Source organism: Ensifer adhaerens, assembly GCF_028993555.1.
Taxonomy (GTDB): Bacteria; Pseudomonadota; Alphaproteobacteria; order Rhizobiales; family Rhizobiaceae; genus Ensifer; species Ensifer adhaerens_I.
On the sequence record NZ_CP118611.1, the window covers coordinates 1,448,693 to 1,474,900 of the forward strand.

Here is a 26,208-nt window from a genome sequence, read left to right on the forward strand (position 1 = left end):
CTCATTCGTGCTCGGCCCAATCCCGCGACCTATCGATGGTGCGGCACCAGCCGTGGTAAAGGTGATCGGCGGACGCTCTGTCCGTCGAGGGTAGGAATTCCCGGTCGAGCGCGAAGGCGGTGTGCAAGTCCGCCATGTCCTTCCAGTAGCCGACGGCGAGGCCGGCCAGGAACGCGGCGCCCCGCGCGGTCGTGTCGATGACCTTCGGGCGCAATACCCGCACGCCGAGCTGATCGGCCTGGAACTGCAGGACGAAATTGTTCATCGCTGCACCGCCGTCGACCTTGAGTTCGGCCAGGGCGATACCCGAGTCGGCTTCCATGCGATCGATCACGTCGCGGATCTGGTAGGCCATGGATTCCAGCGAGGCGCGGATCAAGTGATTGCGGTTCGCGCCGCGGGTGATTCCGACGATCGTGCCGCGCGCGTACTGGTCCCAGAAGGGCGCCGACAGGCCATTGAAGGCGGGAACGATGTAGACGCCGTTGGTGTCCGGCACTTCGAGCGCCGCCGCTTCCGTCTCCGAGGCGCTGTGAATGATCTTCAGTTCGTCGCGCAGCCACTGCACCACGGAGCCGACTGAGAAAAGCGTGCCTTCCAGCGCATATTCCAGCTTTCCTCCAAGGCGCCAAGCGACCGTGGTGAGCAGGCCATTGTCCGAGGCCCGCATCTGCGAGCCCGTGTTCATCAGCAACGTGCCGCCGGTGCCGTAGGTGGCCTTGACCATGCCCTCGGCAAAACAGGATTGACCGAAGAGCGCGCCCTGCTGGTCGCCGATCGAGGAGGCGACCGGAATCTCGGCACCGAAAAGATCGCGATCGGTCAAGCCGTAGACCTCGGAACTGTCGCGCACCTCCGGCAGGATGGAGCGCGGCACGTTGAGTTCTGCCAGCAGGCGCTCGTCCCAATCCCCGGTCTGGATGTTGAAGAGCAGCGTACGCGAGGCGTTTGAGGCGTCCGTGACATGGGCACGACCGCCCGTGAGGTTCCAAATCAACCAAGTGTCGATCGTGCCGGCCGCAAGTTCTCCGCGCCTGGCCCGTTCGAGCGCTCCCGGCGTGTTTTCGAGAATCCAGGCCAGCTTGGTCCCTGAGAAGTAAGCGTCGATGACCAGACCGGTTGTGTCTTTGACATAGCGCTCGAGCCCCCTCGCCTTCAGCTGGTCGCAGACGCCGGCCGTTCGCCGATCCTGCCAGACGAGGGCATTGTGCAGGGGAACTCCCGTCTTGCGATCCCAGATCAGGCAGGTTTCGCGCTGATTAGTGATACCAATGGCCACGACCTGCTGGGCATCGATGCCTGCATTGTGCATAACTTCGCGCGCGACCGAGAGCTGCGTCGACCAGATTTCGTTGGCGTCATGCTCGACCCAGCCGGGCCGCGGGTAGATCTGCCGGAACTCCCTTTGCGCGAGCGAGACGATATTGCCCGCCCTGTCGAACAGGATCGCTCTTGCGCTGGACGTTCCCTCGTCCAGCGCCATGACGTAGCGCTCCACCATGGTAATCTCCTCCCATACATGCGTCAGTCGTTCGGCTTGAACAGGATCTTGTGATACCTGCCGAAGCTTCGCTCTTTCAGTGCCTTGAAAATGGACGGCGCCTCCTCGAGCGTCGCCCGGTGCGTGATCAGCGGCTCGACCGTCAGCCGGCCGTCTGCGAGCAAACCGATGATGTCGAACCATTCCTTTCCGGGGAACGGCAGCGAATAGGAGTTCCAGGACCCGACGACCTGAAGCTCTTCGCGGACGATGCGTGCGAATGCCTTCTCCGCGAAGGAAACGTCTCCATACGCCGTGCCGTAGAGCATGACAGTGCCCTGCTTGGCAGTTACCAAGATGGACATGTTGCGGCCCGGCTCGGAGCCGGCGCATTCCAGCGCAACCGCAACGCCGCGGCCGCCAGTCGCCTCCCGCACACGGGCGACCACATCGTCCCTTACCGGGTTCAGGCAGAGGTCCGCGCCGACCTCGCGTGCAAGCGCCAGCTTGTCGTCATCGACGTCGATAGCTATCAGCGGCCGCGCGCCGGAGAGCTTAGCGAATTGTAGCGCGAAATAGCCGAGCGCGCCGCAGCCAACCACGGCGATCGCATCGCCGAGCTTGATATCCAGTTTGTGGATGCCGTGCAGAATGATCGCCGCAGGCTCGATGGTCGCCGCTACCTCGTAGGGCACGTTGTCCGGCACCTTCAACACGTTTGCGGCGGGCGCACAGAGGTACTGCGCGAACGCCCCGTCGCTGCGCGAGCCCATGAAGTCATAATCGTCGCACAGGTGAAACTTGCCGGCTTCGCACCACTGGCACTTGCGGCAGGGCATCAGCGGTGCAACTGCCACCCGATCGCCAACATTCAGATGGCTGACGGAAGCGCCCACCCTCTCCACACGTCCGGCGAATTCATGTCCCGGAATGGTGGGGAAGTGGTAGGTACCTGTCACCATGACGCGGCCGATGTCCGAACCGCAGATGCCGGCGGCCTTGACCTCGACCAGGACATCGTCCGGTCCGATTTCAGGGACCGGTACGTCCTCGATCCTGAGATCGCCGGGCGCATGCAACACAGCAGCCTTCATTGCAGCTTCTCCTCCTGCGGGTAGATGATCGTTTTCATGCCCTTGCCGGATAAAGCATGCTCGAACGCGGTGACCGCATCCGCAATGCCAAAGCGATGGGTAACGACGTCGGTCACACGGATCCTGCCGGTCTCGACGAGCCGGAGCGCGCGGGCGTAGTCTTCGATGCTGGAGCCGGTCGAGCCGAGAAGCTTCAGGCCCCAGTAGTGAACCTTGTTCGTATCGAGTTCGACGAGCGTTCCCTTGTTGAGACCGGAAAAGAAATTCATGCGGCCCAGACGCGCTAGGCAGGACAAGGCCTGGACCTGAAGCTCAGGAGCAGGCGCGCAGGTCAGGGCGACATCGACACCACGACCACCTGTCAGGCGCATTACCTCGTCGACCACCTCGACTTTGCTGGAATCCACCGTGTGCGTAGCACCCAGCGGGGCGATCTCCTCAAGCCGTTCAGCGCGACGGCCGACGACGATCACTTGCCCCGCACCGTAGGCGCGGGCAAGTTGCAGGAACATGCCCGCGATCGGCCCGGTTCCGAGGATCAGCACGCGATCTTCCGGCGCTACCGAAAGATCCTTCCAGGCATTGAAGCAGCAGGAAAGCGGCTCGACCAGCGAGGCCTCCTCGTAGCTCATCGCCTCGGGGATCTCGAAGAGGTTACCACCAGAGATGGCCCCAGCGGTGACGATCATGTACTGCTGAAAGCCACCATCGATATCAATGCCGAAGGCCTTGTAGTCCGGGCACATGTTGTTGAGGCCTTTGCGGCACATATCGCAATGGCCGCATCCGATGTTTGGCACGACGGAAACCCGCTGGCCCAGCCGCCAGTGCGACACGTGGCGACCGACCTCAACTATCTCACCTGAAAGCTCGTGGCCGAGCACGCGCGTGTCATTGACCCCGACGCGAAAATGGCCGCCGCGCAGGACCTTGAGATCCGTGCCGCAGATCGAGGCGGCGAAGACGCGGACCAACACCTCGTCGTCCCGAGGCTGCGGGCGCGGCCTCTCCTCGAGAACGATGCGGCCCTTGCCCTGATATACGGCGGCCTTCATTGCGTCACACCTCCATGCCGTAGCGGTGGGCCTTGTGGGTCGGATAGAGCGAGATGGTTGGGATCGTGACGTCCGGAGTGCGCGTGGCAACGTAGAGCGCCAGCCAAGCGACGTTGTCGACGTCGATGCAGGAGGCGTGGATGCCTTCCTTGATCTCCTTCTCGTCGAGCCAACCGTCCACGTAGGCTTCAAGATCGCCGTCGTAGAGGCCCTTGTCGATGATCTCGGTCATCGGCGTCTTGACGTGACTCGGATTGAGCACCGTCACCCCGATCTTCTTGTCTTTGCCTTCGAGAAGAATGTTCTTGGAGAAGCCCAGCATGCCATGTTTCGAAGCACGGTAGGGGCTATGGCCCGGCCCGGAGGCGACGCGGGTGGAGGACGAGCCCATATTGATGATGCGACCGCCCTCAGCTTGCTTTTCCATGTAGAGGAAAGCTTCGCGGCAGCACAGGAAGACCGCCGTCAGGTTCGGACCGATCGTCTTGTTCCATTCGTCGAGGGTAACGCGGGTGACCGGTGGCGCAAGACTGTCGCGCCCGGCGGAATTGACGACCACGTCGATCGAACCGAAGGCTTCGTTGACCTGCCTGAAGAAGGAGCGGACGGTTTCTTCCTCGCAGACGTCGGCGTAGATCGGCAGAACCGTACCACCATCAGCTTTGATCTCGCTAGCGACGCGCTCAAGGCGCTCGCGGTCAAAGTCAATCATGGCGACCTTGGCGCCGTTTTGCGCGTAGATCCGTGCGACCGCCTCGCCGATGCCGGACGCCGCACCCGTGATGATGCAGGATTTCCCCTTGAGGGACAGCCCCTCAGATAGGGTGTTGCTAGCCATTTGAACCTCCGTGTTTCGCCCCTTCCGGAGCCTGTTTCGAACGTTGTGAAAGCCGCCTCAGCCCCTAGCGGCCAGGGCGACGGCCTCTGCAGTCAACCGACTGATTTCCTTGAAATTTCTTTCTCGGATGAGCTTTGCGTCCACCATCCAGGAGCCACCGCAGGCAAGAACCGTGGGAAGCGCCAGGTAAGAGGCCAGGTTGGCCGGACCAATCCCGCCGGTCGGAACGAAGCGCATGCCCGGATATGGTCCAGCGAGCGCCTTGAGAAATGGCACCCCGCCACTCGGCTCCGCCGGGAAAAACTTCACCGCCTCCAGCCCGAAGCTCATCGCTTGTTCGACACCCGTCGGGTTGTTGACGCCCGGCACGATCGGCAGCGCAGCAGCAAGCGAAGCTTCCACGATTGCGGGATTGAAACCCGGCGTAACGATGAACTGTGCGCCGGCGCTACCGGCTGCCGCCAAATGCTCCCTCGTCAGCACCGTACCAGCCCCGATCAACATTTCCGGGACGCTGTTGCGGATAAGAGAAATCGCGCCTGCAGCCGCCGCCGTGCGGAAGGTTATCTCCGCTACAGCCAAGCCGCCTTCCAGCAGCGCTGTCGCAAGCGGAATAGCATCTGCAAGGGCGTCCAGCACCACAACGGGCAGAATGCCGGCAGCAGCGACGCGTGCGGAGACGTCGGCGGCGGTTGACTTCATCGCTTCCTCCAATCGAATTCGTTACCGTGCGTGATTGATAGAATGAAATTTGTTATTGCGCAACCATAAAAAAATTGATTTTTATTTTTTGTACAGAACGAAATTCAAAAGCACTTCATCCAGAGGCGCGCGAAACCCGTGTGGCCACTGGTAAAAAGGCAATGACCTCAATCTCGAACAGCGCGGAACGACAATGATCAAGGCAGTCTTGTGGGACATGGATGGCACATTGGTTGACAGCGAAGGCATCGCCGTTTCGGCCCTTGCCTTAGCCATGGAGGAGGCTGGATTGACGCCTCCAACGGACCTCATGCAACGGGTGGTCGGGCGCTCTGCAGACGAGATTTACCGAAACATGGTCAGTGACTTCGGACTACGCGCCGGTCCTTTGGAATGGGAGCGCCGCAAGCACCACTTTTACTTCCGCGCGGCCGACCAGCTCAGAGGCTACGACGATGCCGTGCTAACATGGCACCGACTGGACGCCGCGAACATTCGCCAGGCGGTGGTCTCAAACAGCGACCGCGCGATCGTCGACGTGAATCTGCGAGTTGCCGGCCTTGCACGACCGGGTCTCGTCACCGTCGCTCGAAACGACGTGTTGCGGGGCAAACCTGACCCCGAGGGATATCTGAGAGCCACATACTTGTTAGGCGTCGAGCCCCACGAGTGCTTGATTGTCGAAGACAGCGCCAGCGGCGCGGCGGCGGCCCTTTCCGCCGGCATCGAGACGGTCTTTGTGCCGCACAGCCATAGCTCGGCACCGGCGGGCGTCAGGACCCTTTCGTCGATGAGCCAATTGGAGCAGGAAGTACTCGAACCAGCATGACGCCACTCGCGCGCCTCTCACAGCCGCCTCGTGGCGGTTGACGAACCACTCTCGCTTCCATTAGAATATATGATATATTATCGTTCTACTTGGGAGGAATCAATGGTGGATTACGTAGTTGTTGGGGGCGGTTCCGCCGGAAGCGCCCTCGCGGGCCGTCTGGCGCTCGCCGATGCTGGCAAAGTGTTGGTGATAGAGGCCGGTCCACGAGATACCAATCCACTTATCCACATTCCCGCGGGTTTCGTGAAGCTCCTGGATACGGACCTCCTCTACCATTACCAGACCGAGCGACAAGCGGCACTGAACGGCCGTTCACCCATAATGCCGCAAGGTGCAGTGCTTGGCGGAGGAGGCTCGGTCAACGCGGCCATCTACGTCCGGGGCCAGCGCCGCGACTACGACGATTGGGCCCGCCTCGGCGCAGATGGCTGGGGCTACAGCGACGTCCTGCCGTATTTTCGGCGAGCCGAGGATAACGATCGGTTTTCCGATGCCTACCACGGGACGAACGGACCACTCGGCGTTTCCGATCCTAGGCAAATTACCGACCTTACCCGCGCATTCGTGCGAAGCGCTCAAGAAGCTGGTATCCCGTTCACGTCCGATTTCAACGGCGCGCGCCAACGCGGCGTCGGCTTCAATCAGACGACGACCCGCAATGGCCGTCGCTGCAGCGCGGCAGTCGGCTATCTGCGACCGGCGATGAAGACCGGCAATCTCGAGATCCGTACCAGCTGCCATGTCACCCGAATCCTCTTCGAGGGAGATCGAGCGACCGGCGTCGAATACGTCCGCAACGGGAAGATTGAGACGGTCCGAGCAGACAAGGAAGTGATCCTGTCAGCCGGAGCGGTCCAAACGCCAAAGCTCCTTATGCTCTCAGGCGTTGGCCCGGAAGCCGAGTTGCGGCGCCACGGCATCGCCGTTAGACATCGATTGGACGGAGTGGGCCAGAACCTCCAGGATCATCTCGAGTTTCCGGCCATTCGCTATTGCACCGGACGATACGGCTACTACGGCGAAGACACCTTCTTCCGTTCAATTCGCAACGGTCTTCAGTATCTCTTCTTTAAGTCGGGACCCGTGATGTCCAACGTGACGGAGGCTTGTGCGTTCGTGAACGTGGACGACATGGAGGCCGAGCCGAATATCCAGATGCACTTCGTGCCGATCGTATTCATGGACAGCGATCAGGAGTCGGTCAAACGTGCAGGCGCCACCGTAAACCCATGCGTGCTGCGTCCGGAAAGCCGCGGTGAGATTCGGCTCCGCTCCGCCAATCCGGCCGATCACCCGATCGTGGACCCAAGGTATTTGACTGCACCAGAAGACATGAGGCTGTCTGTGAAGGCATTGAAGCTCGCGCGGGAGATTTTGGCTCAGTCTTCGTTTGCGGCGTACGTCGAAACGACGGAGGCGTACCCCGGAAAGGCGATCGAGGACGACGACGCCCTCGCAGCCTACGTGCGTTCCAAGGGCAAGACGGTCTATCACCCAGCTGGAACTTGTCGGATCGGACACGACGACATGGCGGTGGTCGATCCAGAGCTCCGAGTTCACGGACTGCGGAACCTGCGAGTTGTGGACAACTCAATCATGCCAACACTTATCTCGGGCAATACGAACGCAACCGCGATAATGATCGGAGAAAAGGCTTCCGATCTCATACGAGGACTGCAACCGCTTGCGCCATCGAACGCGTGATGCTGCAATGCTGTGCTAGGGCTTGAAAGTCAAATCAGGGACACGCCGCGGATCGTCAAATGAGTCAACTGCCAAAAATCAATAAGGGTAACCTCTCAGAACAGGTTTATGGCACCATCCGCGCATCCCTGATGGACGGCCGTTACGAACCCGGCGAACGTTTGACAATCGCGAGTTTGGCGGAGCAACTCGGCGTCTCCATCACCCCCGTGCGAGAGGCGATTTTTCGCCTCGTGACGGAGCGCGCGCTGGAAATGCGGGCAGCCACCTCGATACAAGTCCGGAGTCTGACTCCCTCCGAGTTGCGGGAGATACAGGTAATCCGGCGCCTTCTCGAAGGGGAGGCAGCCGCCCAGGCTGCCTTGAAAATATCTCAGAAGGATCTCAGCAGGCTGGAAGCCCTGCAGAGCGATTTCACAAGCGCGGCAGCAAGCGACCCGCTCGAAGCGTCACGCATCAATCGCGAGTTTCATTTCAAGCTCGCGGATGCCGCTGAGATGCCGCTGCTCTACGCGACCATCGAAAGCATGTGGGCGCAAATGGGGCCGCTTATCCATCTCTACCACCTCAACACGCCCACCCGCGTTCTCGTAAGCGGGACGCATGGTCATTATGATGTGCTTCGCGCCCTCGCTGCGCGTGATCCCGAAGCTGCGCGACGCGCCATTCAGGCGGATATTGGCGTCGGCACAGTGATGGTTGAATGGCTAGAGGCAAAGGAGGCGGCCGAAGCCGCCTCCTGACAATCACAGTTCAATCCAAGTCGTCTTGAGCTCGGTGTATTTATCGAGTGCGTGCAACGACTTGTCGCGGCCGTTGCCCGACTGCTTGAACCCGCCAAACGGTACTGTCGCATCCCCGTGATCGTAGCAGTTCACCCAAACCGTGCCGGCCCGGAGCTTGCGAGCCATCCGGTGAGCACGCGACAGATCGCGTGTCCAAACGGCCGCGGCGAGGCCATATGAGCTGTCGTTGGCGACGCGTACGGCCTCCTCGTCATCTGCGACGGTTATTGTCGAAAGGACCGGACCGAAGATTTCTTCACGGGCGATGGTCATGTCGTTGGTGACATTTGCGAAGATGGTCGGATTGACATAGTAGCCGTCCGGCGTGTTCTTTGGCCTGTCTCCGCCGAATACGAGCCGCGCGCCTTCTGCCTTGCCTTTCGCGATGTATCCTTCGACGCGATCCCGGTGGCTGCTTTCGACGAGCGCACCGAGTTTCGTCGCCGGATCAAGTGGATCGCCCGGCTGGATCGACTTCACAGTGTCGACGACGATCTCAAGAAATTGGTCCTGAATTCGCTCGGAGAGAATCAACCGCGACGGCGCGACGCATACCTCCCCTTGATTGAAGCAGATTGCCGTGGCGGCACGCTCAGCAGCAGCCCGGAGTTCAGGCACGTCATCGAGAATGATGTTCGGCGATTTTCCGCCGCACTCAAGATAGACGCGTTTCATGTTGGATTGTCCGGCATACTGCAAGAACAGCTTGCCGACTTCGCCGGAGCCGGTAAATGCGAGGCAGTCGACATCCATATGCATTCCGAGCGCCTTGCCGGCAGTGGGACCGAAACCGGGTACGACGTTGAAAACTCCGTCCGGTATCCCGGCTTCAGCGGCGAGTTCCGCCAGCCGGATCGCTGTCAGTGGGGATTGCTCGGCGGGCTTCAGAACGACCGAGTTGCCCATGGCGAGTGCCGGAGCGAATTTCCAGGTCGCCATCAGCATCGGGAAGTTCCAAGGGACCACGGCGCCAACGACGCCGACGGGCTCGCGGGTGATCGTCGCCAACTGGTTGGGGCCTGTCGGCGCGATTTCGTCATAAAGCTTGTCCGGGCATTCCGCATACCATTGCAGCGTGTCTAGCACGACATTCACATCGATATTGCGGCTCTCTGAAACAGGCTTTCCCATATCGAGCGTCTCGAGGACGGCAAGCTCGTCCATGTGCTTCTCGAACAACGCTGCGAAGCGTTGAAGCACCTTCTTACGCTCTTTGGGTGTCCTGTCGCGCCACACGCCCGTCTCGAACGCCCGGCGCGCCGCAGCTACGGCACGATCGACATCTTGTACATCGCAAGCTGCGACTCGGGCGATGACCTGACCATCGCGTGGCGAAATGTCTTCAAACGTTTGCCCGGAAGCCGCGTCGACAAAGCGCCCATCGATGAACGCCTGGCCCTTGATTGCGATCCGGCTGCGGATCGCAGCGATTTCCGTTTTCGTCAGTGTGAGATTCACGATCTCCTCCATTTTGTTCGTGACAATATATCATATATCATGTTAGATCCCGAAATCGCAAGGCAGTTGTTACCGACGTTCGCGATCGGAAAATGAAGGAGAGGCGTGTGACGCAGCCAATCAGAAACGATTTCAAACCAACCGAAGCCGAGATAGCGCGGCTACGAGATCGCGCGCAGTTTGTGCGTCTTGAAACAATCAGACTCATCGAGATAGCGAAGGTCGGACACTACACGTCAGTCTTTTCCGCGGCCGAGATCTTCGCCGCGCTCTATTACGACGTGATGGCTCTTTCAGCAGATCCCAAATGGCCCGACCGCGATCGATTTTTGATGGGCAAGGGGCACGCTGCCGTGGGTCTCTTTCCGATCCTCGCGGAACTCGGCTACATCCCCACCGATATTCTGAACGGATATACCCGGCTCGGAAACCCGCTTGGCGACCATCCCGACATGCGTAAGGTTCCGGGCGTCGACTTTTCCTCTGGCTCCATTGGGCATGCCCTGTCGAACGGTCTCGGCATGGCGCTTAACGGCCGCCGCCAGGGTCGCGCCTTCACAACCTTCGTCATGCTCGGCGACGGTGAAATGCAGGAGGGTCAAGTCTGGGAAGCGGCTATCGGCGCGGCACACTATAAGCTGTCCCGCCTCGTCGCGATCGTGGACCGCAACGGCTATCAGCTCGACGGTGCCGTCGACGACGTCATGGGGATCGAACCGCTGGATGAGAAATGGCGTGCCTTCGGCTGGGAGGTGCATGTCGTCGATGGCCATGACATCGCCGAGCTGACCTCGCTGCTGCGCCGCGTGAAGGCCGACAGCACCCGCGAGAAACCGTGCTGCATCATTGCGCGCACCCTGAAAGGCAAGGGTGTCTCCTACATGGAGACGGAGCCCGGCTGGCATCTCGGCTACCTCGACCCTTCCGACGCGGAAGCAGCCCGCCAAGAAATTCTCTCCAAGGTGATCTGACATGAGCATTGCCAACCTCCGGCCGAATTCGCCAAACTCCTGGCACTACCGCGAACTCAACATGAAGAACCCCGGCCTGGACCACCTGTCCAACGGGCTGATCTCGCTCGTCGAGGAAGGACGTGACGTCGTCGCCGGCTCCGCGGACCTTCAATACTCCAACGGCCTCAACCGCTTCGCCGCCCGCTTCCCCGACCGATATTTCGGATTCGGCATCTCCGAGCAGAACATGGTGTCGGCTGCCGCAGGCATCGCGACAACAGGCACGATGCCCTATGTGGCGACCTTCGCCTCCTTCCTCGGTCTGCTCACCTGCGAGCAGATCCGTATGGACGTCGCCTACTGCGCCCTCCCCGTCCGTCTGATCGGCCATCACACGGGCATCTCGATGGGCTTCTACGGCACGTCGCATCACGCCACCGAAGACATTGGCACGATGCGTTCGATTGCGGATCTCACGGTCGTCTCCACCGCCGACGGCCCGCAACTCGAAGCTGCGATCCGTGCCTCGGCAGACCACGACCGTCCCATCTACTTCCGCACTGGCCGAGGTCGCGAACCGGACCTCTACGATCCCAAGTCCGAGTTTACATTCGGAAAGGCAATCGAACATGCACAGGGTGAAGAGGTGACCATCATCGCCTGCGGTCTCCCGGTACACCCCTCGGTTCAAGTCGCCAAAAAGCTCAACGCCGATGGCCGCAGCGTCGGTGTCATCGACATGGCGACCGTCAAGCCGATCGATCGGGATGCCATTCTTGCGGCAGCCGCCCGTTCGAAGGTGATCCTGACAATCGAAGAGCACAACATCCTCGGCGGTCTCGGCGCTGCCGTTGCCGAAGTACTCGCTGAGGAGGGTAGCCCGGCGAAACTCGTGCGGCACGGCATCCGCGACGAATACGCGTTGATCGCGCCGCCGACGCATCTCTACGCCCACTACCGGCTCGACGAGGCCGGCATCGAATCGGTTGTCCGCGAGATCATCCGCTGACAACCGTCGCCGCGCACCGGGAGGGTGCGCGGTTTCCGATCCGCGTTGCGGATCGGTCATCACATCGAACTTCAACCGAGGGAGAGAAACTATGAAGTTCCTGAAATCCGCATCGCTGATGCTGTGCACGGCCGCATTGGCCTTCGCCACGACGACAGCGACGGCCGCTGACAAGCACGAAATCTATAAGCTTCTACCGAATTCGGCACTGTCCGGTGTCATAGAACCCAAATTGGCCGACCGCTCGGAAATGCCCAAAGGGTTGCCGGCCGGGCCGCGCGACAAAAGCAAGAAACTTGTGATTGGCTGGACGGAGATAACTCTTGGAAACCCCTGGTTTGTGAGCGTCGTCGATACTGCCAAGGCCAAGGCCAATGAATACGGTTACGAGCTCGATGTGCAGGTCGCCGACGGAGATCCAGCAAAAACATCCGCCCAGATCGACGCCTTCATCGCAAAGAAGGTTGACGTGATCGTCATGGATCCGACTGACCTAGCCGCAGCAGCCGCAGACGCGCAGCGTGCCGTTGACGCCGGTATTCCTGTGATCGCACTCGGAACGGTGCCGGATGAAAGCCCGATCCTCACGACCGTTCTCTTCAACCCGTATGGCAATGGCTTCGAGGCAGGCCGGTATGTCGCGCAACATTATGGTGCCGACAAGCAAATCACCGCTGCCGCGATCCTCGGCACCGTCGGCAACTCGACTTCGGAGAGCCGGGTCAACGGCATGATCACGGGTATCATCTACGAGCGCTCTCAGCAGCTTGGCCTCGGTCTTTCCAAGGAAGACGCGATGCTAGCCGGGTTCAACAAATTCCTGCAACTGAAGACCGGCGGTTCGTTCGACTACCCAGAGGCGAAATTGAGTGTGGTCTCGATGGGCGTCGGACTTTGGACGGAGGAAGGCGGCCTCGACGCGGCCGAGGATATTCTCACAGCCCATTCGTCGAAACTCGACATCATTCTCGCCGAGAACGATTTCATGGGCATGGGCGCATTGCGCGCCATCGACAACCAGGGGCTAAAGGGCAAGATCGCGGTAGCGAGCGCGGCGGACGGTTTTCGCACTGCCCTCGAGCTGGTGAAGTCAGGTGACATGCTGGTGACGGGCCTTTGCTCTGGCTCGCATACCGGCGAAGGCGTCATGACGTTGATCAACCAGATCTTCGATAAGGGCTTTGACGCCAGCAATCTGCCACTGGGTTCCTACTACCCGTCGCAAATCGTGACAGAGAAGAACGTCGACGAGTTTATTGATCCGGACACGTCGAATCCCTTCTTCCGCTACACAGTTCCGCAGTTCAAGTCGATCGACGATCTCAACGGCTGAACAAGGCCAAGAACGGCGGGCCAGCTCGGCCCGCCCCATCAGACAGGAGGTTATGATGGACCGCCTAGAAATGCGGGGGGTTTCCAAGGAGTTCGGCGGCATCGCCGCACTTGACGATGCGCAGTTCTCTGCCCGGTCCGGCGAAGTGCACGCCCTCATGGGCGAAAATGGCGCCGGCAAATCGACATTCATGAAGGTTCTCGCGGGCGCCTATCAGCACGACAGGGGCGAAATCCGCATCGACGGTGAACCGGTCAGCATTGCCAGCCCCCACGACGCGATGCGCCGAGGAATATCGATCATCTACCAGGAATTCTCCCTCGCTCAGCACCTGACAGTGGCAGAGAACATTCTCATCGAAGCTTTGGGTCACAACTTCGTAATCGACAGGAAGGCTATGAGGGCGCGCGCGGCTGCGCTTCTTTCCGGAATGGGCTTTGATGACGTTGATCCTGATGAAATCGTCGGCAACCTCACGGTCGCCCACCAGCAGGTCGTCGAGATCTGCAAGGCTCTCTCCCGAGAATGCTCGATCCTGATACTGGACGAACCGACCGCGGTACTTACCAACCACGAGACTGAGAAGCTCTTCAAACTCGTGCGGCAACTGCGTGACCGGGGCGTCTGTATCATCTACATCTCTCACCGTCTGGACGAGATCTTTAGCCTCTGTGATCGCGTGACCGTACTGAAAGACGGCGCGACCGTCGGGACCTGGGAGACGGCTGCCCTTGATCATAAGAGCCTTGTCAACCTGATGATCGGTCGCGAGCTGACGGACTTCTTTCCGCGGCGTGAGGTAACCCTCGGCCCCGTCGCCATGGAGGTTGAGAACCTGGCAACGGGCGCGCTCGTCTCAGGCGTCACATTCAACGTTAGACGCGGCGAAGTCCTCGGGATAGGCGGACTGGTCGGAGCCGGCCGCACGGAGGTTCTACGTGCCATTTTCGGAGCCGATCCGCTCTCTGAGGGCGAAGTTCGCCTCCGGGGTCAAGCCTTGGGAGTCCGTCGTCCGGGCGGGGCGGTGCGCGCTGGAATCGGCCTGGTGCCGGAGGACCGGAAACGCGAGGGATGTCTTCTGAACATGTCGATTCTCACGAACGCGATGCTAACTCCGGTCAACCCCCATCTCGGCTTTTTGGGGTTGCTTCGGAATCGCAAAGAGCGAGCCGCTACCGAGTCCCTGCGGAAAGGACTCAACTTGAAGACGGCGAGCATCGATGCTGATGCCGGCACTCTTTCGGGGGGCAACCAGCAAAAGGTTGTCCTGATGAAATGGCTCGTTTCCGGATGCGACGTACTTCTACTCGACGAGCCGACGCGCGGAGTAGACGTAGGCGCCAAGGTTGAGATCTATCGCGTCATCAACGAACTGGCGGCCAACGGAGCCGCCATCGTCATGGTGTCCTCCGAAATGCTCGAACTGATCGGCATGTGCGATCGAGTGGTCGTCATGCACTCCGGGCGCATCGCCGGCGAGCTCTGCGGTGATCTCATAACGGAAGAGGGAATCATAGAATTGGCAATGGGGCCTGAAAATGTCCAATAATCGAAGGGCCACCGGCCTCGTTTCTACGTTGATAAACTACAACATCTACATCATGCTGGCGACACTTCTGGTTGTCTCCGCGATGTTGTCGGAGCACTTCCTGACCCTGCAGAACATCTCCAATCTGCTGCGGCAGCTTGCGCCGCTGGCGCTCGTTTCCATCGGCATGCTGCTGGTAGTCCTGACGGGCGGGATTGATCTCTCGGTGGGCTCCGCGGCCGCGATCGGCGGCATGGGCGTGGCCATGGCCATGCCGATGTTGCCTTTCGAAGGAGGAGCGGCACTGCTGGTATGCATCCTTGGCGCGGTGCTTTTCGGGACCTTGCTGGGAGCCATAAACGGCCTGCTCGTGGCAGGTTTCGGAATGGCGTCATTCGTCGCCACACTCGCGATGATGACGATGGCCCGCGGGCTTGCCTACATGCTGTCGAACGGCCAGCCTGTCCGCTTTCCGCGCGACTTGGCTACCGCACAGATCCTTACGGAGTTCGGCAGTAAAGGCGTCCCTGGGGTCAACGTGCCCTGGCCCGTGCTGTCGGTATTGCTCGTAATCGCGCTCTTCGTGTTCCTGCTCCGCCAGACAAGCTGGGGGCGGCTCACCGTCGCAACCGGCAGCAATGAGAATGCTGTCCGCCTCGCCGGCCTGCCGGTATGGCGCTACAAGTTCCTCGCCTTTACGCTCTGCGGCGCGCTATCGGCTCTTGCGGGCGTATTCGTCACTGCGCGCACGGCGGTCGGCACACCCGTAACGGGCGTCGGTCTGGAGCTGGACGCCATCGCGGCGTGCGTGATCGGCGGCGCCCTGCTCTCCGGCGGCAAGGGCACGGTGACGAACACGATGATTGGCGTCCTAATCCTCGGGCTGATCGGCAACATCATGAATCTCATGAGCGTCCCCGCCTACCCGCAACAAATCATCAAGGGCGTCATCATCATCCTAGCGGTGCTCATGCAAGGCTTCGGTGCACACGCGACGCGCCGCATCTGATCCTCCCGGCCGCCTGGTCCGCATCGCGAGTCGATGCGGACCCTTTTTTTCTCTTATCTGAGAAAATCGACCAGCAGTTGCACTTGTTGCTCAATCATATGGATTCCTCTGTGAACCCGGCATCCGCTCGCTTCGGCCGCGATGAGCAAGGGCGTCATGTCCGGCTGCATGACCACCTCCGCGACGACAGAACCCTTATCGAGCCCAACGGGATCCACCGGCAAAGGGTCCCCTTCATGCATACCGAGCGCCGTTCCATTTACAATCAAATCGTATCCGCCTGGGTGGGCCGAGCCCACCACGACCCGGGCATGCGGGAAGGAAACGGCAAGCTGTCTTGCGAGGTACTCTGCCTTCTCGGAAGACCGGTTGGCGATCGTCAGGTCAACGACACCCGCTTGAAGCAAAGCATGAGCCACACCGCTCGCGGCACCGCCCGCGCCCACAAGCAACGTCCGCCGCCCGGCAGGCTCATGGCCTTCGTGCCGAAGCCCCGCAACGAAGCCCTCTCCATCCAACATCCCCCCCGTCAAGGTGCTGTCAGCCTCTCTGCGGATCACATTGCAGGCACCGACCAGTTCCGCGGCCCCCACCCTACGATCACACAAGGCGGACACCGATCCCTTGTGTGGGATGGTGATGACCATGCCCGCGACGTTTTCCACGGCCCGCAAGCTAAAGACGGTCTGTTGCAGCATGTCGGGGCGCACGTCTAGCGGCACCATGATCATGTCCAAGCCTTGCCTTTCGCACTCGGCATTGAAGAGGGGCGGCGTGCGCACATGGCGACACGGATGGGCGAGAAGGGGAACGAAACGCGTATTTCCAGAAATCATCTGTTTTTCCTCAAACGGGCAAATTAGACGCTTGCGCGCCGACCACAATTATATATCATATATGACATATCAACGAGGGCAAAGATGACCTCCCCATTAAATATTTTTGACTCCCAACTCAAAGTTTTCGGCGCCCCGTCACGTTACGTCCAGGGGCGCGGGATCCTTGACCGAACAGGCACTTTTGCCGCGCAGCTCGGCAAGAGTGCCGTACTGGTTGCGGACGCTCAGATACTTCCGCTAGTGCGCGATGTTTTGCGGAAATCTTGCCGAACGTCTGGAGTCTCGCTTCAGATTCTGCCGTTCTCCGGGGTGCTCACCCCTGAAACCGGGCAGCAACTATCGAGCGCCTTGGGCTACGGCGCGCCAGACATCGTCATCGCTGCTGGCGGTGGGCGGGCAATAGACGCGGGAAAGGCGCTAGCCGACATTCGCGACCTGCGGCTGATCACACTTCCCACAGTCGCTTCAAACGATGCGCCGACTAGCAAGAATTACGTTCTGTATGACGAACAAGAAATGCTGGTCGAAGTCAGGCATCTCGCGCGCAATCCAGATTTCGTGGTCGTAGACACCGAGTTGCTCGCCGGAGCCCCGAAATTCATGTTTGCGGCCGGACTGGGTGATGCTCTCTCAAAAAAGGCGGAGGCCGCCGCGTGCGCCAATGGCCGCGGCCTGACCATGTTCCGCGCACGCCCGACCCAACTTGCCGGCACGATCGCCGCCCTTTGCTACGACACGCTGATCGAATACGGCATGGCCGCCTACGATGCGGCCGGCTCTGGAAACCCGACAGAGGAGTTCGAGGCGGCTGTTGAAGCCATGATATTGATGGCGGGACTGGGCTTTGAAAGCGGTGGTCTTTCGGTCCCGCATGCCCTGACCCGGGGTCTGCCGCGCATCCCAGGCGTTGCGCGTCGACCCCACGGATTTCAGGTGGCCTACGGGCTAGCAGTGCATCACCAGCTCATGGTCGAGCCCATGTCGCCCGCCCTTGACGATCTCTATCGACACGTGGGTCTGCCTCGAAACCTTGCTTCCCTTGCCGGTCATCCGATTGAACGGCAGCACCTGAGTACGGTTGCCGAAGCCTCGATCGCTGTGCCGCACATGCTGAACTTCCCTCATCCAGTCACGATCGACGATCTCGTCGCTGCGATGGTGGCCGTGGAAGCGGCGCCCGCATAATCTGGACCATTTTTAAGACAAAAGGAGACAAGATGCTCAATCAAATGGAAGAACGCCTTGCGGTTGTTACTGGCGGAGGCACTGGCATCGGTCGCGCCGTGGCAGAACTACTAATCGAAAGCGGTTACAGGGTTGTCGCGCTTGGCCTCGATCGGGACCCCGACCTGAACGAGGCGGTCACATTCCGCCAGGTCGACATCACGGACACTGCAGCAAGTGTCGCGGCGTTGCCGGAAGGCCTGCCAGTAGCGGGCCTTGTCAATTGCGCTGGGATGTTGCGTCACCAACAGGAGTGGGAGACCGAAGCCTTTGAACAGGTGATGCGTGTCAACGTAACCGCGGGCTTCGCCTTTGCCAACGCCCTCCTTGATCGACTGCAAGCGGCAGGCGGTTCGGTCGTCAACGTCGCTTCCATGTGGGCAATTTTCGGTTCGCCTGGCGCGCCAGCTTACACTGCGAGCAAAGGCGCCGTCGCTGCAGTGACGCGATCTCAAGCTGTTGCTTGGGCTGGGCGAGGCGTGCGTGTCAATTCGGTCGCTCCAGGTTGGGTGGAAACGCGAATTTCTGAGAAGGCCCGCACGGACGCCGAGCGGGCGCAACGTATCGGCGCCCGCATTCCGTTGGGTCGCTGGGCAAAGCCAGCTGAAGTCGCCTCCGTCGTGCGATTTCTCCTCTCAGAAGATGCTGGCTACGTGACGGGCGCAATGATTCCCGTAGATGGCGGTTACTCTGTTTGCTAGAGGGGATTTGACATGAAAGCTTGGGTTCACGACGAGACGGGCGATCCGGACGTATTGCAACTTCGTGATAGACCTGTCCCCAGGCCGGGGCGGAACGAGCTGCTCATACGCAACCGTGCTGTCGGTCTTAATCCGGTTGATTGGAAGTTCATCCTCTGGGGCCATGATGCATGGGAATGGCCGCATGTTCCCGGTGTCGACGGCGCCGGTGTGGTAGAAGCGGTCGGCGAAGGCGTATGCCAGATCGAGGCCGGCGCACGGGTTGCCTATCACAACGACCTGCTCAAGCCCGGCTCGTTCGCCGAGTATACGGTGATCCCTGCCCGTTCGGCGATTCCGTTGCCCGATGCGCTTCCTTTTGCGACCGCGGCGGCAATCCCCTGCCCGTGGCTTACCGCGCATCAGGCAATTGAGAAGGTAAACCTCCAGTCCGGCTGCCACGTACTCGTTACCGGCGCCTCAGGTGCGGTCGGCGGGGCTCTGCTCCAACTGGCTCACGTCCGAGGTTGGATCGTCCACGCGGTCGGTTCGTCTCCACAATTCGATCGCCTCCTGAGTCTTGGCGCGGCAACGGTCACGGACTATCGCAAGGAGGGCTGGAAGGACGGTTGGGCGCGACGAGCCAAACAGCAGCCGCTCCATGCCGTATTTGACATGGTCAGCGGCGCTCACGCCGCGAGCCTTGCCCCGCTATTAACAGCAAACGGCCATTTGGTCTGCATTCAAGATAGGCAGGAGGCCGCACCTCTTCCCGCTTTTTCCACGACCATCTCGCTACACGAAGTCGGTCTGAATGCCATGCACTTGCACGCCTGTGATCGTCAGTGGGGTCGGCTGGTCGCGGCCGGCGCCGAGATCGCGCAGGGTATTTCCAAGGGCGTTTTCGATCCACAGATTATTGAGATTGCTGAATTCGGCGACCTCCCGAACGCGCTCAATCGCCTCAAGGCCGGTCCGAACCCCGGTAATCGCGTGGTCGCGATCTAGCCTTCCGCCAGGAACCGAATTGCGCTTCGCTGCCGCACTTTTGCACGAGGCCTCTTCGCTCCTGGCGTATCCGCGAGCTGACTGCTGGCCTCCCCAGCCCATTCGACCGTCGTTGGACAGTTGCCTCATCTCTTGCTGAACTGCAATTCTGATGACGGACTTGGTGCAGCCGCAACACGGTGAGACAAACTGTTTGTAGAACCCACGGATGAGCAGATGGCCCTAGGCCCTGCTTACATCCGCTGCCGCGCTGGGGATAGCAACCGGATGACATTGGATAGGAAGGCGGATGGATAACAGAGCGGGTGAAATGTTGGTTTTTGTGAGAGTCGTCGAAGCCGGCAGCTTCTCCGAAGCCGCGCGACTGCTGTTGATGACGCCGTCGACCGTAAGCAGGCTTGTCCAGCGCATCGAACAGCGGCTCGACGTGCGACTGCTCGAACGATCCACACGCAAGTTGGTGATGACCGACGAAGGACGCCTCTACTATGAGCGAAGCAGTCAACTGCTTTCCGAACTTGAGGAGATCGAAGGTTCGTTGACCCGAGACGCGCGCACCGCCCGCGGCACAATCCGCGTAAATGCCTCGGTCGCTTTTGGGACATTCGGCATTGAGCCGCTGCTCATGGAATTTTGGAGCAAACATCCGAGCATTGTTGTCAATCTCTCACTGTCAGACGAGATCATTGATCTCTACTTGGACCGCACCGATATCGCCTTTCGGGTGGGAGCCTTGACCGATTCGTCGCTAACGGCACGGCGGATCGGGGTAGCGCGTCGGCGAATGGTCGCCTCGCCCGGGTATCTTGAAAAACACGGTGTACCGGCAGTCATTGAAGATCTCGATAACCACAACTGTCTCGGGTTCAATTTTCGACGCTCACAGCCAGTGTGGCCCCTCAGCCAAGGAGGCCGCATCGTCGACCGCCTAGTCCACGGGAACTTTCTTGCCAACAACGGCGAGACCGTTCGACGCCTTGCCGTCGCCGGCGCCGGAGTAGCACGACTTGCTGATTTTCATGTTGACGCCGATTTGGCCGCCGGAACTTTGGTCGAGATCCTTGCGGATACAGGTCAGGACACCGAGGAAGTGCATGCCATCTTCCTCGGTGGCCAAAACGTTCCGCAGCGCGTTCGGATCTTTCTTGATTTCATAGTGCCGCGTCTTCAGAACTTCATGTCCGGACGATCTTAGCCCTATTCGGTGATGCGCTGCGCTCGCTTCCAGGGCGCACGGAAATTGCAACAAGGGCGGCTCTAGCGAGCCGCCCTCCTCTATTCTGCGCACTGTAGAAAATGCTATTTATGTTAATCGAGTTTCAGTCTGTGGACGTAGTAGGGTGGAGACGAAACGTCCTCTCCGTTGTTCAATGCTGCCAAGGTGTTCAATTCGTTTGACACGATGTACAGCCAGCCGTCCTTTGAAACGGAAACACCGTCAGGCCAAGTTAGCTTCTCTTTGTCTTGCGCGAGTACCTTGTAGCCCGCTGGCGAAGTCACCCCGACTGCAAAGTTCTCGACATCTGTGACGTAGACTTGTCCCTTGTTGTCAACGTCAAAGCCGTCCGTCTCCGGCTTGTCGGCATAACGCTCGATCCGCTTGGATAGAGCGGCGTCGTCAAGTGATTCATCAGCGAGCGCCTCTGCAGGGATGCGGTAGACGACTTTGTTGCCCATCGCTCCAAAGTAGACCCAATTGAAATCGGGATCGATCGAAACGGGGTTCAGCGGATACGTCGGCGGGAAAGACGGACCGTTCTTTGGTTTGTGCAGAACCGTCGTGCCGTCAATGACAATAGGTTCGCCGCTCGGGCTGAAGCTCGGATCGTTCTCGAGGACGCGGCGCGTCATTCCGGTTTTGAGATCGACGATGACGAACGCTGGATTGCTCGGCGCCGGGCCCTCGTCGCTTGCGAAGGGTTGGGTCATGTCGGCAAGGACCGCGACCCCCCGCTCCACGTCAACCGCGAAGTCCTGCAGGAAGGAATTGTCGCGCAGTACCGGATCGGGGATGAAGAACACCTGCTTCAGCTGTCCGCTGTCGAGGTCCCAGCCGACAAGCTTCGGGGGCTGGGCGGGTGAGGCCGAGCGATTTCCCATGTCGAGAACCCAGAGAGTTCCGTCGGACGTTGCTTGGATTCCAATCGTGGAATTAATTCCCACCACATCCCGCGATCCGGGCTTGCCAGACCAAGCCTCATCCGGGAACGGCTTGGTGGTGCCGTCCTTGAGAACTTCGACAACGTTGAGCTTTGATCCGCCCAACGCCGACATCGTCACAAAAAGCCGACCATCGTCGCTGATCGCTGGATTCCCCGGTCTAAAATCGGAGAACTTCGCAATCGTTTCCAATTCGGCGGCCGAGGCGCCGGCGATGAAAGCCAGTGCGCCTGCTGCAACGGCAGCGGCACCCAACGCCATTTTCCATGAGGAGTTCATGATCTTACCTTTCTGTCTTAGATTTCACACGGCACGAAGGACGAAAACTTGGACCGGGCCGGCGACCAGTGGTTCGATCTCGCGAAACCAACGCTTGGTGTGCTCGGCGTCCTTGTGCGCCTGGAATGCTTCTTCGGTGGCGAAGACCTCGTAGAAGAGTATGAGGCCCGGCACGTCCGCGCCCCGATGGGTCTGAAAAAGAAGGTTGCCGGGTTCGTTTTCGCGAACTTCAGCCATCAAGTGACTGCTGATTTCCGCGAGTTTGTTTTCCCGTCCTCCGCTAGCCTGAAGGTAGGCGACAACCGTCACCGCGCCCTGCGGGAGTTCGAAGGGTGGGGCGGTCCCGGCAGGAGTCTGCGCGTTGGCCGAACCCACGAAAGCCGCAGTCATAAACGCTCCCGCGCCGAGACTTTTCGCCAGATGGCGGCGAGTTACGCCATCCCCTTGTCTATGTGCATTGGTCATTGGATTCCTCCGGCATTGTTTGAAGATGATTTTCTGGACACCATGCCGACTATTTCGGCTGCTCGGTGGAAATGAAGGCCTTGTCAGCACTCTGGCCGACGAAGACGACGTCCGACGGGTCACGCGGGGGCGTTTCGATGGTCACGAAGACAAGCGGCCCTTCGATCAGTTCGGGAAACGAGTGGACTGTCCCCTTCTTGACGAAAATTGTCGTGCCAGGACCGATTTCCTGAGCGGGCTGATCGCCGACTGCAAACTTTGCACGGCCAGAAACCAGGTAGTTGTAGACGTCGGTGCGTTCGTGCTTGTGCGGCGGTATCGTTTGATAGACGCGCTCAACGCGCAGACCCGATGTGGGCTGCTCCACCAGACGCTTGTCGACGACCACGGTGGCGGCGGACGAAGGAAAGTCTTTCGCCACTTCAGGGGCATTGAAGACGACGTAATCTTCAGAAATACCTTGAGCCGCCGCAGGGCCGACATCGGAAAGACCGGCCGGGAGGGCGATGATGGCAACAGCGAAAAGTGCCTGCCATTTTTTATGTTTCGCATGCATGGAAATCTCCTATATTTTTTTAGACAATACATTGACAGTCGCCACATCAATCGTGCTTTACATGACGACGCCATGTATTGTGTCGGAAATTATTTTCTTGATAATCCGACCAATCTTCACATCACCTGTGAATCTGGACGCAAGACTTGAAGCGCCGGATTACATGCAAAGGCCGCGCAAATGCCAATTGCGCGGCGTGCCTCTTGGCTCGAACAGGAATGTTGGCGCGCGGCCTCACAGCCCCGCATTTCAAGGTAAGCTGGTGCGTGACCGTCCGAAATGGATCGGCGGCCGCGCTCGTGCTGCCGCCATCTCCTTGGAGCGACGCCCTTAATGGCGGATTGTCCGCATCCGTCGGCGGACGCGCTGAAATCGCGGGGACGGTATCAACCGACGGCCTCGATTCTGGGGCCGTACCGGGTGCTTTGCGAGAGCTAATTTCTCCCTTAAGCACCTGCGGCGCAAGAGAAAGTTGGATCTTGGACTAGCCCGAGAACGGCGTTTCACCTGTCAAAATGACCACGCGCATATCAAGCTCAGCTTCCAGCTCGCGCATGACCTCGTCGCTAATCACGTCGCGCCGCCGCATCTGCAGTATTTCTGCCCTCTCGGCGCGGATAAGGTTAAGTTCAATGTCCTTCGTTTCCATCGCTGCCGACGATTGGCGCCATCGATACATGCTTCGCAGGCGATCCGCTTCATCCGGGCGGATCTCACCTAAAGCTTCCATCGCATTCAGTCGGTCCGAGGCAGCGGCATGAGCGGCGTCGCGGACCAAGGCAATCTCCTGCTTGGTTAGATTGTCTCGCTCGACGGGCAGCCATCGAATGACAAGAGGAAGCGACAACCCTTGGACCAGGAGCGTCGCGAGCAACACCGAGAACGTCACGATTAGCAGCAGATCGCGATAGGGAAAGTCTCCAGGCAGTGTCATCACCATAATGAGCGACAGCGCCCCGCGCATGCCCGACCAACCAGCAACGAGGCTCTCCGCCCAGGGCCATCTATAGCCTGCTTTGCTCATCCGACGTGCAACGTTTGGCAACGATAATCCGATTCCCAAAGTGAAAAGCAAACGGGTCAGCACAACAGCCACTGTGACCAGCAGGCATATTTTCAGAACCCCGATGTCCGAAGCGGTGCCTTGAACAGCAAGAGGAAGTTGCAATCCCACGAGTACGAAGAGGATTGCTGTTAGCAAGAAGATCAACGTGTTCCAAAAGCCGTAGCCAACCAGACGGGATTGCGGTTCGTCAACAACCGCCGATCTGGCTCCGGCCACCCGTCCGGCGACACCGGCCGCCAGAATAGCCGACACATGCAAAGCCTCTGCCGGCAGGAACGCGAGGTACGCGCCGGAGAGGGTGACTATCGGAGCGACGAGCGCATGAGAAACCCGGCTATTGATGATCGATACTAGATAGCCGACGAGCAATCCAATCGCGATGCCGCCGACCGCAGTCGCCAGCAGCGTGAACGGTGCGTCTGTAATCGAGAATGCACCGGACAGCACGGCATCAACGGCTAGGCCATAGACCACCAAGGCGGTGAAATCGTTCAGGAGATTCTCCCCGTCGAGCAGGCCGACAAGGCGCGGAGAGACGCCCAATCGGCGCGCGACCGTTAGAAAGGCGACTGGGTCCGTGGGGCCAAGAATGGCTCCGGCAACCACTGCAACGGCCCATGGCAGGCCGGCGACGAGGTGGAGCACAGCCGCGACAGCCGCGACGGTAAGTGCAACGAGCGGCAGTGCGAGCAAGCCGACAGCAAGCGCGTTCGCACGGATCTCGCGCGGGGTCACGATGAAGGCGTGCCAGAACAACATCGGCGGCAAGACGGCAAGAAGCAGCGCTTTCGGATCGACGGCGATCTTGGGAAGCCCGGGTACGAATGCCAAGCCGATGCCTGCGATGACCAGCAAGATAGGATCGGCTATCCGTATTTGGCGCGCCAGCAGTGTCACGGCTGCAACGACAGAAATGATGAGGGTGGCAGACCATTCAAGACTCATGACATTCCTTTCGTCACGTTCGTACCCGGCTCTGCGGCCCAATGGGTTCCGTCTGAGGGCGCGTTCCAATTTCGCGCCGTACACATACGCCGCCCACGCTGCAGGACGACCAAGACTGGTTCCGGCGTCGCCTTTCGGCCTATGGGTCTAACGGCAAGTCAGCCAAGGCCTTCTGCCCGAAATCAGGCCCGCACTCGCCCGTGGTTTCATTCGCCGGCCGTGAAAAGATCGCCGGAATTGGCTTCGAACGTGCTTCCGGGAAACGGAAGGCGCTCAATACAATCTCCCGTTTGGGACGCACGCAAGTTCACTTCGGGATACTGGGACGAGCGGCGGCTCCGTCCGCTCCTCCGGAGTTTCAGGCAGATTTGTCCCAGGCCGGAGCGAGCCCCTCTGGAGAGACAATCCGGCCGTCAGGCTTAGCTAAGCCGTGGATCGCGTCCATTTCGTCGCCAGAGAGCTCAAAATCGAATATCGCAAAGTTTTCAGCAGCGCGGGCTTCGCCTACGGTCTTGGATAGCGCCACGATGCCTTCCTGCTGGATGAGCCAGCGCAGGACGATCTGCGCGACCGATTTTTTGTGCTTTGCGCCGATGTCTTTCAGCAAGGCGTCGGCGAAGACCTTGCCGTCGGCCATACCGTAATACCCTGTTACCGACATACCGGCCGTCGACGCCGCCGCTATCACCACGTCCTGATCCAGGTACGGGTGATACTCGATCTGGTTCGTGACGAGCGGAGCCTTGGAAAGCTTGATCGCTTCACCCATTAATTGCGTATTGAAATTGGAAACTCCGATATGGCGAACCTTCCCGGCCTCCTTGACTTCGTTCAGTGACGCGATCTGTTCGGGAAGAGAAACGAATTCATTTGGCCAGTGCAGCAGCAGCAGGTCCACGTAGTCCGTCTTGAGCTTCCTCAGGCTCTCCTCAACTGATCTCGTAAAGTCGCCACGCTTGTAGTTTTCGACCCACACTTTGGTGGTCAAAAAAATGTCGCCACGAGGTACACCCGAGTTGCGGATCGCGTCGCCGACCTGCGCTTCGTTGCCATAGATTTGCGCCGTGTCGACGTGACGAAACCCAAGTTTCAGAGCGTGGGGAACAATTTTCATGACGTCCGGACCAGGCATTCGGAAAGTGCCGAAGCCGAGAGCCGGAATGCTGGCGCCGTTGGCTGTCACAGTATGCATTGGTTTTTCTCCGA

General features: G+C 59.8%; 25 protein-coding genes. 13 read left to right on the forward strand and 12 right to left on the reverse strand.

The features are described from left to right. Position 1: 1 nt before the first annotated feature. From glpK to PWG15_RS26770, 5 genes are read right to left on the reverse strand one after another with little or no spacing between them, the layout of a single operon-like run. Positions 2 to 1,501, reverse strand: a complete 1,500-nt coding sequence (glpK, locus tag PWG15_RS26750; protein WP_275024541.1) for a glycerol kinase GlpK — start codon at positions 1,499 to 1,501, stop codon at positions 2 to 4. A gap of 23 nt (positions 1,502 to 1,524) precedes the next feature. Next, positions 1,525 to 2,574 carry a galactitol-1-phosphate 5-dehydrogenase gene (locus tag PWG15_RS26755; protein ID WP_275024542.1) on the reverse strand — a complete coding sequence of 350 codons (1,050 nt, stop codon included), beginning with the start codon at positions 2,572 to 2,574 and terminating at the stop codon, positions 1,525 to 1,527. After that, positions 2,571 to 3,629: a zinc-dependent dehydrogenase gene (locus PWG15_RS26760; RefSeq protein ID WP_275024543.1), complete on the reverse strand. Its 1,059-nt coding sequence runs from the start codon at positions 3,627 to 3,629 to the stop codon at positions 2,571 to 2,573. Before PWG15_RS26760 ends, PWG15_RS26755 begins: the two co-directional genes overlap by 4 nt. 4 nt (positions 3,630 to 3,633) lie before the next feature. After that, complete coding sequence (locus PWG15_RS26765; protein WP_275024544.1) at positions 3,634 to 4,467, reverse strand: SDR family NAD(P)-dependent oxidoreductase; 834 nt, start codon at positions 4,465 to 4,467, stop codon at positions 3,634 to 3,636. 57 nt (positions 4,468 to 4,524) lie between these two features. Next, positions 4,525 to 5,169 (reverse strand): bifunctional 4-hydroxy-2-oxoglutarate aldolase/2-dehydro-3-deoxy-phosphogluconate aldolase, encoded by a 645-nt coding sequence (locus tag PWG15_RS26770; RefSeq protein WP_275024545.1) that lies wholly within the window; start codon positions 5,167 to 5,169, stop codon positions 4,525 to 4,527. 193 nt (positions 5,170 to 5,362) lie between these two features. Between PWG15_RS26770 and PWG15_RS26775 the strand changes: the two genes are divergently transcribed. The 3 genes from PWG15_RS26775 to PWG15_RS26785 all read left to right on the forward strand — a co-directional run bounded on the left by PWG15_RS26775 (position 5,363) and on the right by PWG15_RS26785 (position 8,448). Next, on the forward strand, positions 5,363 to 5,998 hold the full coding sequence (locus PWG15_RS26775) for an HAD family hydrolase (RefSeq protein WP_275024546.1): 636 nt from the start codon (positions 5,363 to 5,365) through the stop codon (positions 5,996 to 5,998). A gap of 102 nt (positions 5,999 to 6,100) precedes the next feature. Beyond that, on the forward strand, positions 6,101 to 7,705 hold the full coding sequence (locus tag PWG15_RS26780) for a GMC family oxidoreductase (RefSeq protein WP_275024547.1): 1,605 nt from the start codon (positions 6,101 to 6,103) through the stop codon (positions 7,703 to 7,705). 59 nt (positions 7,706 to 7,764) lie between these two features. Next, positions 7,765 to 8,448 (forward strand): GntR family transcriptional regulator, encoded by a 684-nt coding sequence (locus tag PWG15_RS26785; RefSeq protein ID WP_275024548.1) that lies wholly within the window; start codon positions 7,765 to 7,767, stop codon positions 8,446 to 8,448. 3 nt (positions 8,449 to 8,451) lie between these two features. On the opposite strand, the gene PWG15_RS26790 is transcribed toward PWG15_RS26785, so the two are convergent. Next, positions 8,452 to 9,960, reverse strand: a complete 1,509-nt coding sequence (locus PWG15_RS26790; RefSeq protein WP_425536769.1) for an aldehyde dehydrogenase — start codon at positions 9,958 to 9,960, stop codon at positions 8,452 to 8,454. A gap of 80 nt (positions 9,961 to 10,040) precedes the next feature. Here PWG15_RS26790 and PWG15_RS26795 point away from each other — a divergent pair, with 80 nt between their 5' ends. The 5 genes from PWG15_RS26795 to PWG15_RS26815 all read left to right on the forward strand — a co-directional run bounded on the left by PWG15_RS26795 (position 10,041) and on the right by PWG15_RS26815 (position 15,780). After that, positions 10,041 to 10,919 carry a transketolase gene (locus tag PWG15_RS26795; protein ID WP_275024550.1) on the forward strand — a complete coding sequence of 293 codons (879 nt, stop codon included), beginning with the start codon at positions 10,041 to 10,043 and terminating at the stop codon, positions 10,917 to 10,919. Position 10,920: 1 nt separating this feature from the next. Beyond that, the gene (locus tag PWG15_RS26800; protein ID WP_275024551.1) at positions 10,921 to 11,910 is read left to right on the forward strand and encodes a transketolase family protein; all 990 of its coding nucleotides are present in this window, start codon (positions 10,921 to 10,923) and stop codon (positions 11,908 to 11,910) included. A gap of 91 nt (positions 11,911 to 12,001) precedes the next feature. Beyond that, positions 12,002 to 13,243: a sugar ABC transporter substrate-binding protein gene (locus tag PWG15_RS26805; RefSeq protein WP_275024552.1), complete on the forward strand. Its 1,242-nt coding sequence runs from the start codon at positions 12,002 to 12,004 to the stop codon at positions 13,241 to 13,243. Positions 13,244 to 13,298: 55 nt separating this feature from the next. Then, positions 13,299 to 14,792, forward strand: coding sequence for a sugar ABC transporter ATP-binding protein (locus tag PWG15_RS26810; protein WP_275024553.1), 1,494 nt, complete (start codon positions 13,299 to 13,301; stop codon positions 14,790 to 14,792). Beyond that, positions 14,782 to 15,780, forward strand: a complete 999-nt coding sequence (locus PWG15_RS26815; protein WP_275024554.1) for an ABC transporter permease — start codon at positions 14,782 to 14,784, stop codon at positions 15,778 to 15,780. Before PWG15_RS26810 ends, PWG15_RS26815 begins: the two co-directional genes overlap by 11 nt. Before the next feature lie 53 nt (positions 15,781 to 15,833). On the opposite strand, the gene PWG15_RS26820 is transcribed toward PWG15_RS26815, so the two are convergent. Next, positions 15,834 to 16,616, reverse strand: a complete 783-nt coding sequence (locus PWG15_RS26820) for a shikimate dehydrogenase family protein (protein WP_275024555.1) — start codon at positions 16,614 to 16,616, stop codon at positions 15,834 to 15,836. Between the two features lie 84 nt (positions 16,617 to 16,700). On the opposite strand from PWG15_RS26820, the gene PWG15_RS26825 reads away from it, so the two are divergent. The 4 genes from PWG15_RS26825 to PWG15_RS26840 all read left to right on the forward strand — a co-directional run bounded on the left by PWG15_RS26825 (position 16,701) and on the right by PWG15_RS26840 (position 20,726). After that, positions 16,701 to 17,804, forward strand: coding sequence for a glycerol dehydrogenase (locus PWG15_RS26825; protein WP_275024556.1), 1,104 nt, complete (start codon positions 16,701 to 16,703; stop codon positions 17,802 to 17,804). 32 nt (positions 17,805 to 17,836) lie between these two features. Further along, positions 17,837 to 18,544, forward strand: a complete 708-nt coding sequence (locus PWG15_RS26830) for an SDR family NAD(P)-dependent oxidoreductase (RefSeq protein ID WP_275024557.1) — start codon at positions 17,837 to 17,839, stop codon at positions 18,542 to 18,544. A gap of 12 nt (positions 18,545 to 18,556) precedes the next feature. Continuing rightward, positions 18,557 to 19,531 (forward strand): zinc-binding dehydrogenase, encoded by a 975-nt coding sequence (locus PWG15_RS26835; protein ID WP_275024558.1) that lies wholly within the window; start codon positions 18,557 to 18,559, stop codon positions 19,529 to 19,531. A gap of 289 nt (positions 19,532 to 19,820) precedes the next feature. Continuing rightward, entirely contained in the window at positions 19,821 to 20,726 is a 906-nt protein-coding gene (locus PWG15_RS26840) for a LysR substrate-binding domain-containing protein (protein ID WP_275024559.1), read from the forward strand. A gap of 113 nt (positions 20,727 to 20,839) precedes the next feature. Here the strand turns inward: PWG15_RS26840 and PWG15_RS26845 are convergent, their stop codons facing one another. Genes PWG15_RS26845 through PWG15_RS26855 form a run of 3 tightly spaced genes read right to left on the reverse strand, consistent with a single transcriptional unit; the run spans position 20,840 to position 22,991 of the window. Beyond that, positions 20,840 to 21,970: an L-dopachrome tautomerase-related protein gene (locus PWG15_RS26845; RefSeq protein ID WP_275024560.1), complete on the reverse strand. Its 1,131-nt coding sequence runs from the start codon at positions 21,968 to 21,970 to the stop codon at positions 20,840 to 20,842. Between the two features lie 24 nt (positions 21,971 to 21,994). Further along, positions 21,995 to 22,435 carry a putative quinol monooxygenase gene (locus tag PWG15_RS26850; protein WP_275024561.1) on the reverse strand — a complete coding sequence of 147 codons (441 nt, stop codon included), beginning with the start codon at positions 22,433 to 22,435 and terminating at the stop codon, positions 21,995 to 21,997. Between the two features lie 49 nt (positions 22,436 to 22,484). Next, positions 22,485 to 22,991: a cupin domain-containing protein gene (locus PWG15_RS26855; protein ID WP_275024562.1), complete on the reverse strand. Its 507-nt coding sequence runs from the start codon at positions 22,989 to 22,991 to the stop codon at positions 22,485 to 22,487. Here PWG15_RS26855 and PWG15_RS26860 point away from each other — a divergent pair. Continuing rightward, the gene (locus PWG15_RS26860) at positions 22,990 to 23,325 is read left to right on the forward strand and encodes a hypothetical protein (protein ID WP_275024563.1); all 336 of its coding nucleotides are present in this window, start codon (positions 22,990 to 22,992) and stop codon (positions 23,323 to 23,325) included. The two genes, PWG15_RS26855 and PWG15_RS26860, sit on opposite strands and share 2 nt — an antisense overlap. Positions 23,326 to 23,475: 150 nt before the next feature. Here PWG15_RS26860 and PWG15_RS26865 read toward each other — a convergent pair whose 3' ends face one another. Continuing rightward, positions 23,476 to 25,002 (reverse strand): cation:proton antiporter, encoded by a 1,527-nt coding sequence (locus tag PWG15_RS26865; RefSeq protein ID WP_275024564.1) that lies wholly within the window; start codon positions 25,000 to 25,002, stop codon positions 23,476 to 23,478. Between the two features lie 358 nt (positions 25,003 to 25,360). After that, a complete protein-coding gene (locus PWG15_RS26870; protein WP_275024565.1) occupies positions 25,361 to 26,194 on the reverse strand; it encodes an aldo/keto reductase in 834 nt (277 codons plus the stop codon). Positions 26,195 to 26,208: the final 14 nt, after the last annotated feature.

What these genes read in the sequence shown, in the direction of transcription:
- PWG15_RS26755 (WP_275024542.1), bottom strand. Translation starts at nt 2,574, where the DNA reads ATGAAGGCTGCTGTGTTGCATGCGCCCGGCGATCTCAGGATCGAGGAC.
- PWG15_RS26785 (WP_275024548.1), top strand. Translation starts at nt 7,765, where the DNA reads ATGAGTCAACTGCCAAAAATCAATAAGGGTAACCTCTCAGAACAGGTT.
- PWG15_RS26840 (WP_275024559.1), top strand. Translation starts at nt 19,821, where the DNA reads ATGGATAACAGAGCGGGTGAAATGTTGGTTTTTGTGAGAGTCGTCGAA.
- PWG15_RS26830 (WP_275024557.1), top strand. Translation starts at nt 17,837, where the DNA reads ATGCTCAATCAAATGGAAGAACGCCTTGCGGTTGTTACTGGCGGAGGC.
- PWG15_RS26825 (WP_275024556.1), top strand. Translation starts at nt 16,701, where the DNA reads ATGACCTCCCCATTAAATATTTTTGACTCCCAACTCAAAGTTTTCGGC.
- PWG15_RS26820 (WP_275024555.1), bottom strand. Translation starts at nt 16,616, where the DNA reads ATGATTTCTGGAAATACGCGTTTCGTTCCCCTTCTCGCCCATCCGTGT.
- PWG15_RS26765 (WP_275024544.1), bottom strand. Translation starts at nt 4,467, where the DNA reads ATGGCTAGCAACACCCTATCTGAGGGGCTGTCCCTCAAGGGGAAATCC.
- PWG15_RS26850 (WP_275024561.1), bottom strand. Translation starts at nt 22,435, where the DNA reads ATGACCAATGCACATAGACAAGGGGATGGCGTAACTCGCCGCCATCTG.
- PWG15_RS26805 (WP_275024552.1), top strand. Translation starts at nt 12,002, where the DNA reads ATGAAGTTCCTGAAATCCGCATCGCTGATGCTGTGCACGGCCGCATTG.
- PWG15_RS26870 (WP_275024565.1), bottom strand. Translation starts at nt 26,194, where the DNA reads ATGCATACTGTGACAGCCAACGGCGCCAGCATTCCGGCTCTCGGCTTC.
- PWG15_RS26800 (WP_275024551.1), top strand. Translation starts at nt 10,921, where the DNA reads ATGAGCATTGCCAACCTCCGGCCGAATTCGCCAAACTCCTGGCACTAC.
- PWG15_RS26855 (WP_275024562.1), bottom strand. Translation starts at nt 22,991, where the DNA reads ATGCATGCGAAACATAAAAAATGGCAGGCACTTTTCGCTGTTGCCATC.
- PWG15_RS26775 (WP_275024546.1), top strand. Translation starts at nt 5,363, where the DNA reads ATGATCAAGGCAGTCTTGTGGGACATGGATGGCACATTGGTTGACAGC.
- PWG15_RS26795 (WP_275024550.1), top strand. Translation starts at nt 10,041, where the DNA reads ATGAAGGAGAGGCGTGTGACGCAGCCAATCAGAAACGATTTCAAACCA.
- PWG15_RS26860 (WP_275024563.1), top strand. Translation starts at nt 22,990, where the DNA reads ATGGAAATCTCCTATATTTTTTTAGACAATACATTGACAGTCGCCACA.
- PWG15_RS26770 (WP_275024545.1), bottom strand. Translation starts at nt 5,169, where the DNA reads ATGAAGTCAACCGCCGCCGACGTCTCCGCACGCGTCGCTGCTGCCGGC.
- PWG15_RS26835 (WP_275024558.1), top strand. Translation starts at nt 18,557, where the DNA reads ATGAAAGCTTGGGTTCACGACGAGACGGGCGATCCGGACGTATTGCAA.
- PWG15_RS26815 (WP_275024554.1), top strand. Translation starts at nt 14,782, where the DNA reads ATGTCCAATAATCGAAGGGCCACCGGCCTCGTTTCTACGTTGATAAAC.
- PWG15_RS26760 (WP_275024543.1), bottom strand. Translation starts at nt 3,629, where the DNA reads ATGAAGGCCGCCGTATATCAGGGCAAGGGCCGCATCGTTCTCGAGGAG.
- PWG15_RS26810 (WP_275024553.1), top strand. Translation starts at nt 13,299, where the DNA reads ATGGACCGCCTAGAAATGCGGGGGGTTTCCAAGGAGTTCGGCGGCATC.
- PWG15_RS26790 (WP_425536769.1), bottom strand. Translation starts at nt 9,960, where the DNA reads ATGGAGGAGATCGTGAATCTCACACTGACGAAAACGGAAATCGCTGCG.
- PWG15_RS26780 (WP_275024547.1), top strand. Translation starts at nt 6,101, where the DNA reads ATGGTGGATTACGTAGTTGTTGGGGGCGGTTCCGCCGGAAGCGCCCTC.
- PWG15_RS26845 (WP_275024560.1), bottom strand. Translation starts at nt 21,970, where the DNA reads ATGAACTCCTCATGGAAAATGGCGTTGGGTGCCGCTGCCGTTGCAGCA.
- PWG15_RS26865 (WP_275024564.1), bottom strand. Translation starts at nt 25,002, where the DNA reads ATGAGTCTTGAATGGTCTGCCACCCTCATCATTTCTGTCGTTGCAGCC.
- glpK (WP_275024541.1), bottom strand. Translation starts at nt 1,501, where the DNA reads ATGGTGGAGCGCTACGTCATGGCGCTGGACGAGGGAACGTCCAGCGCA.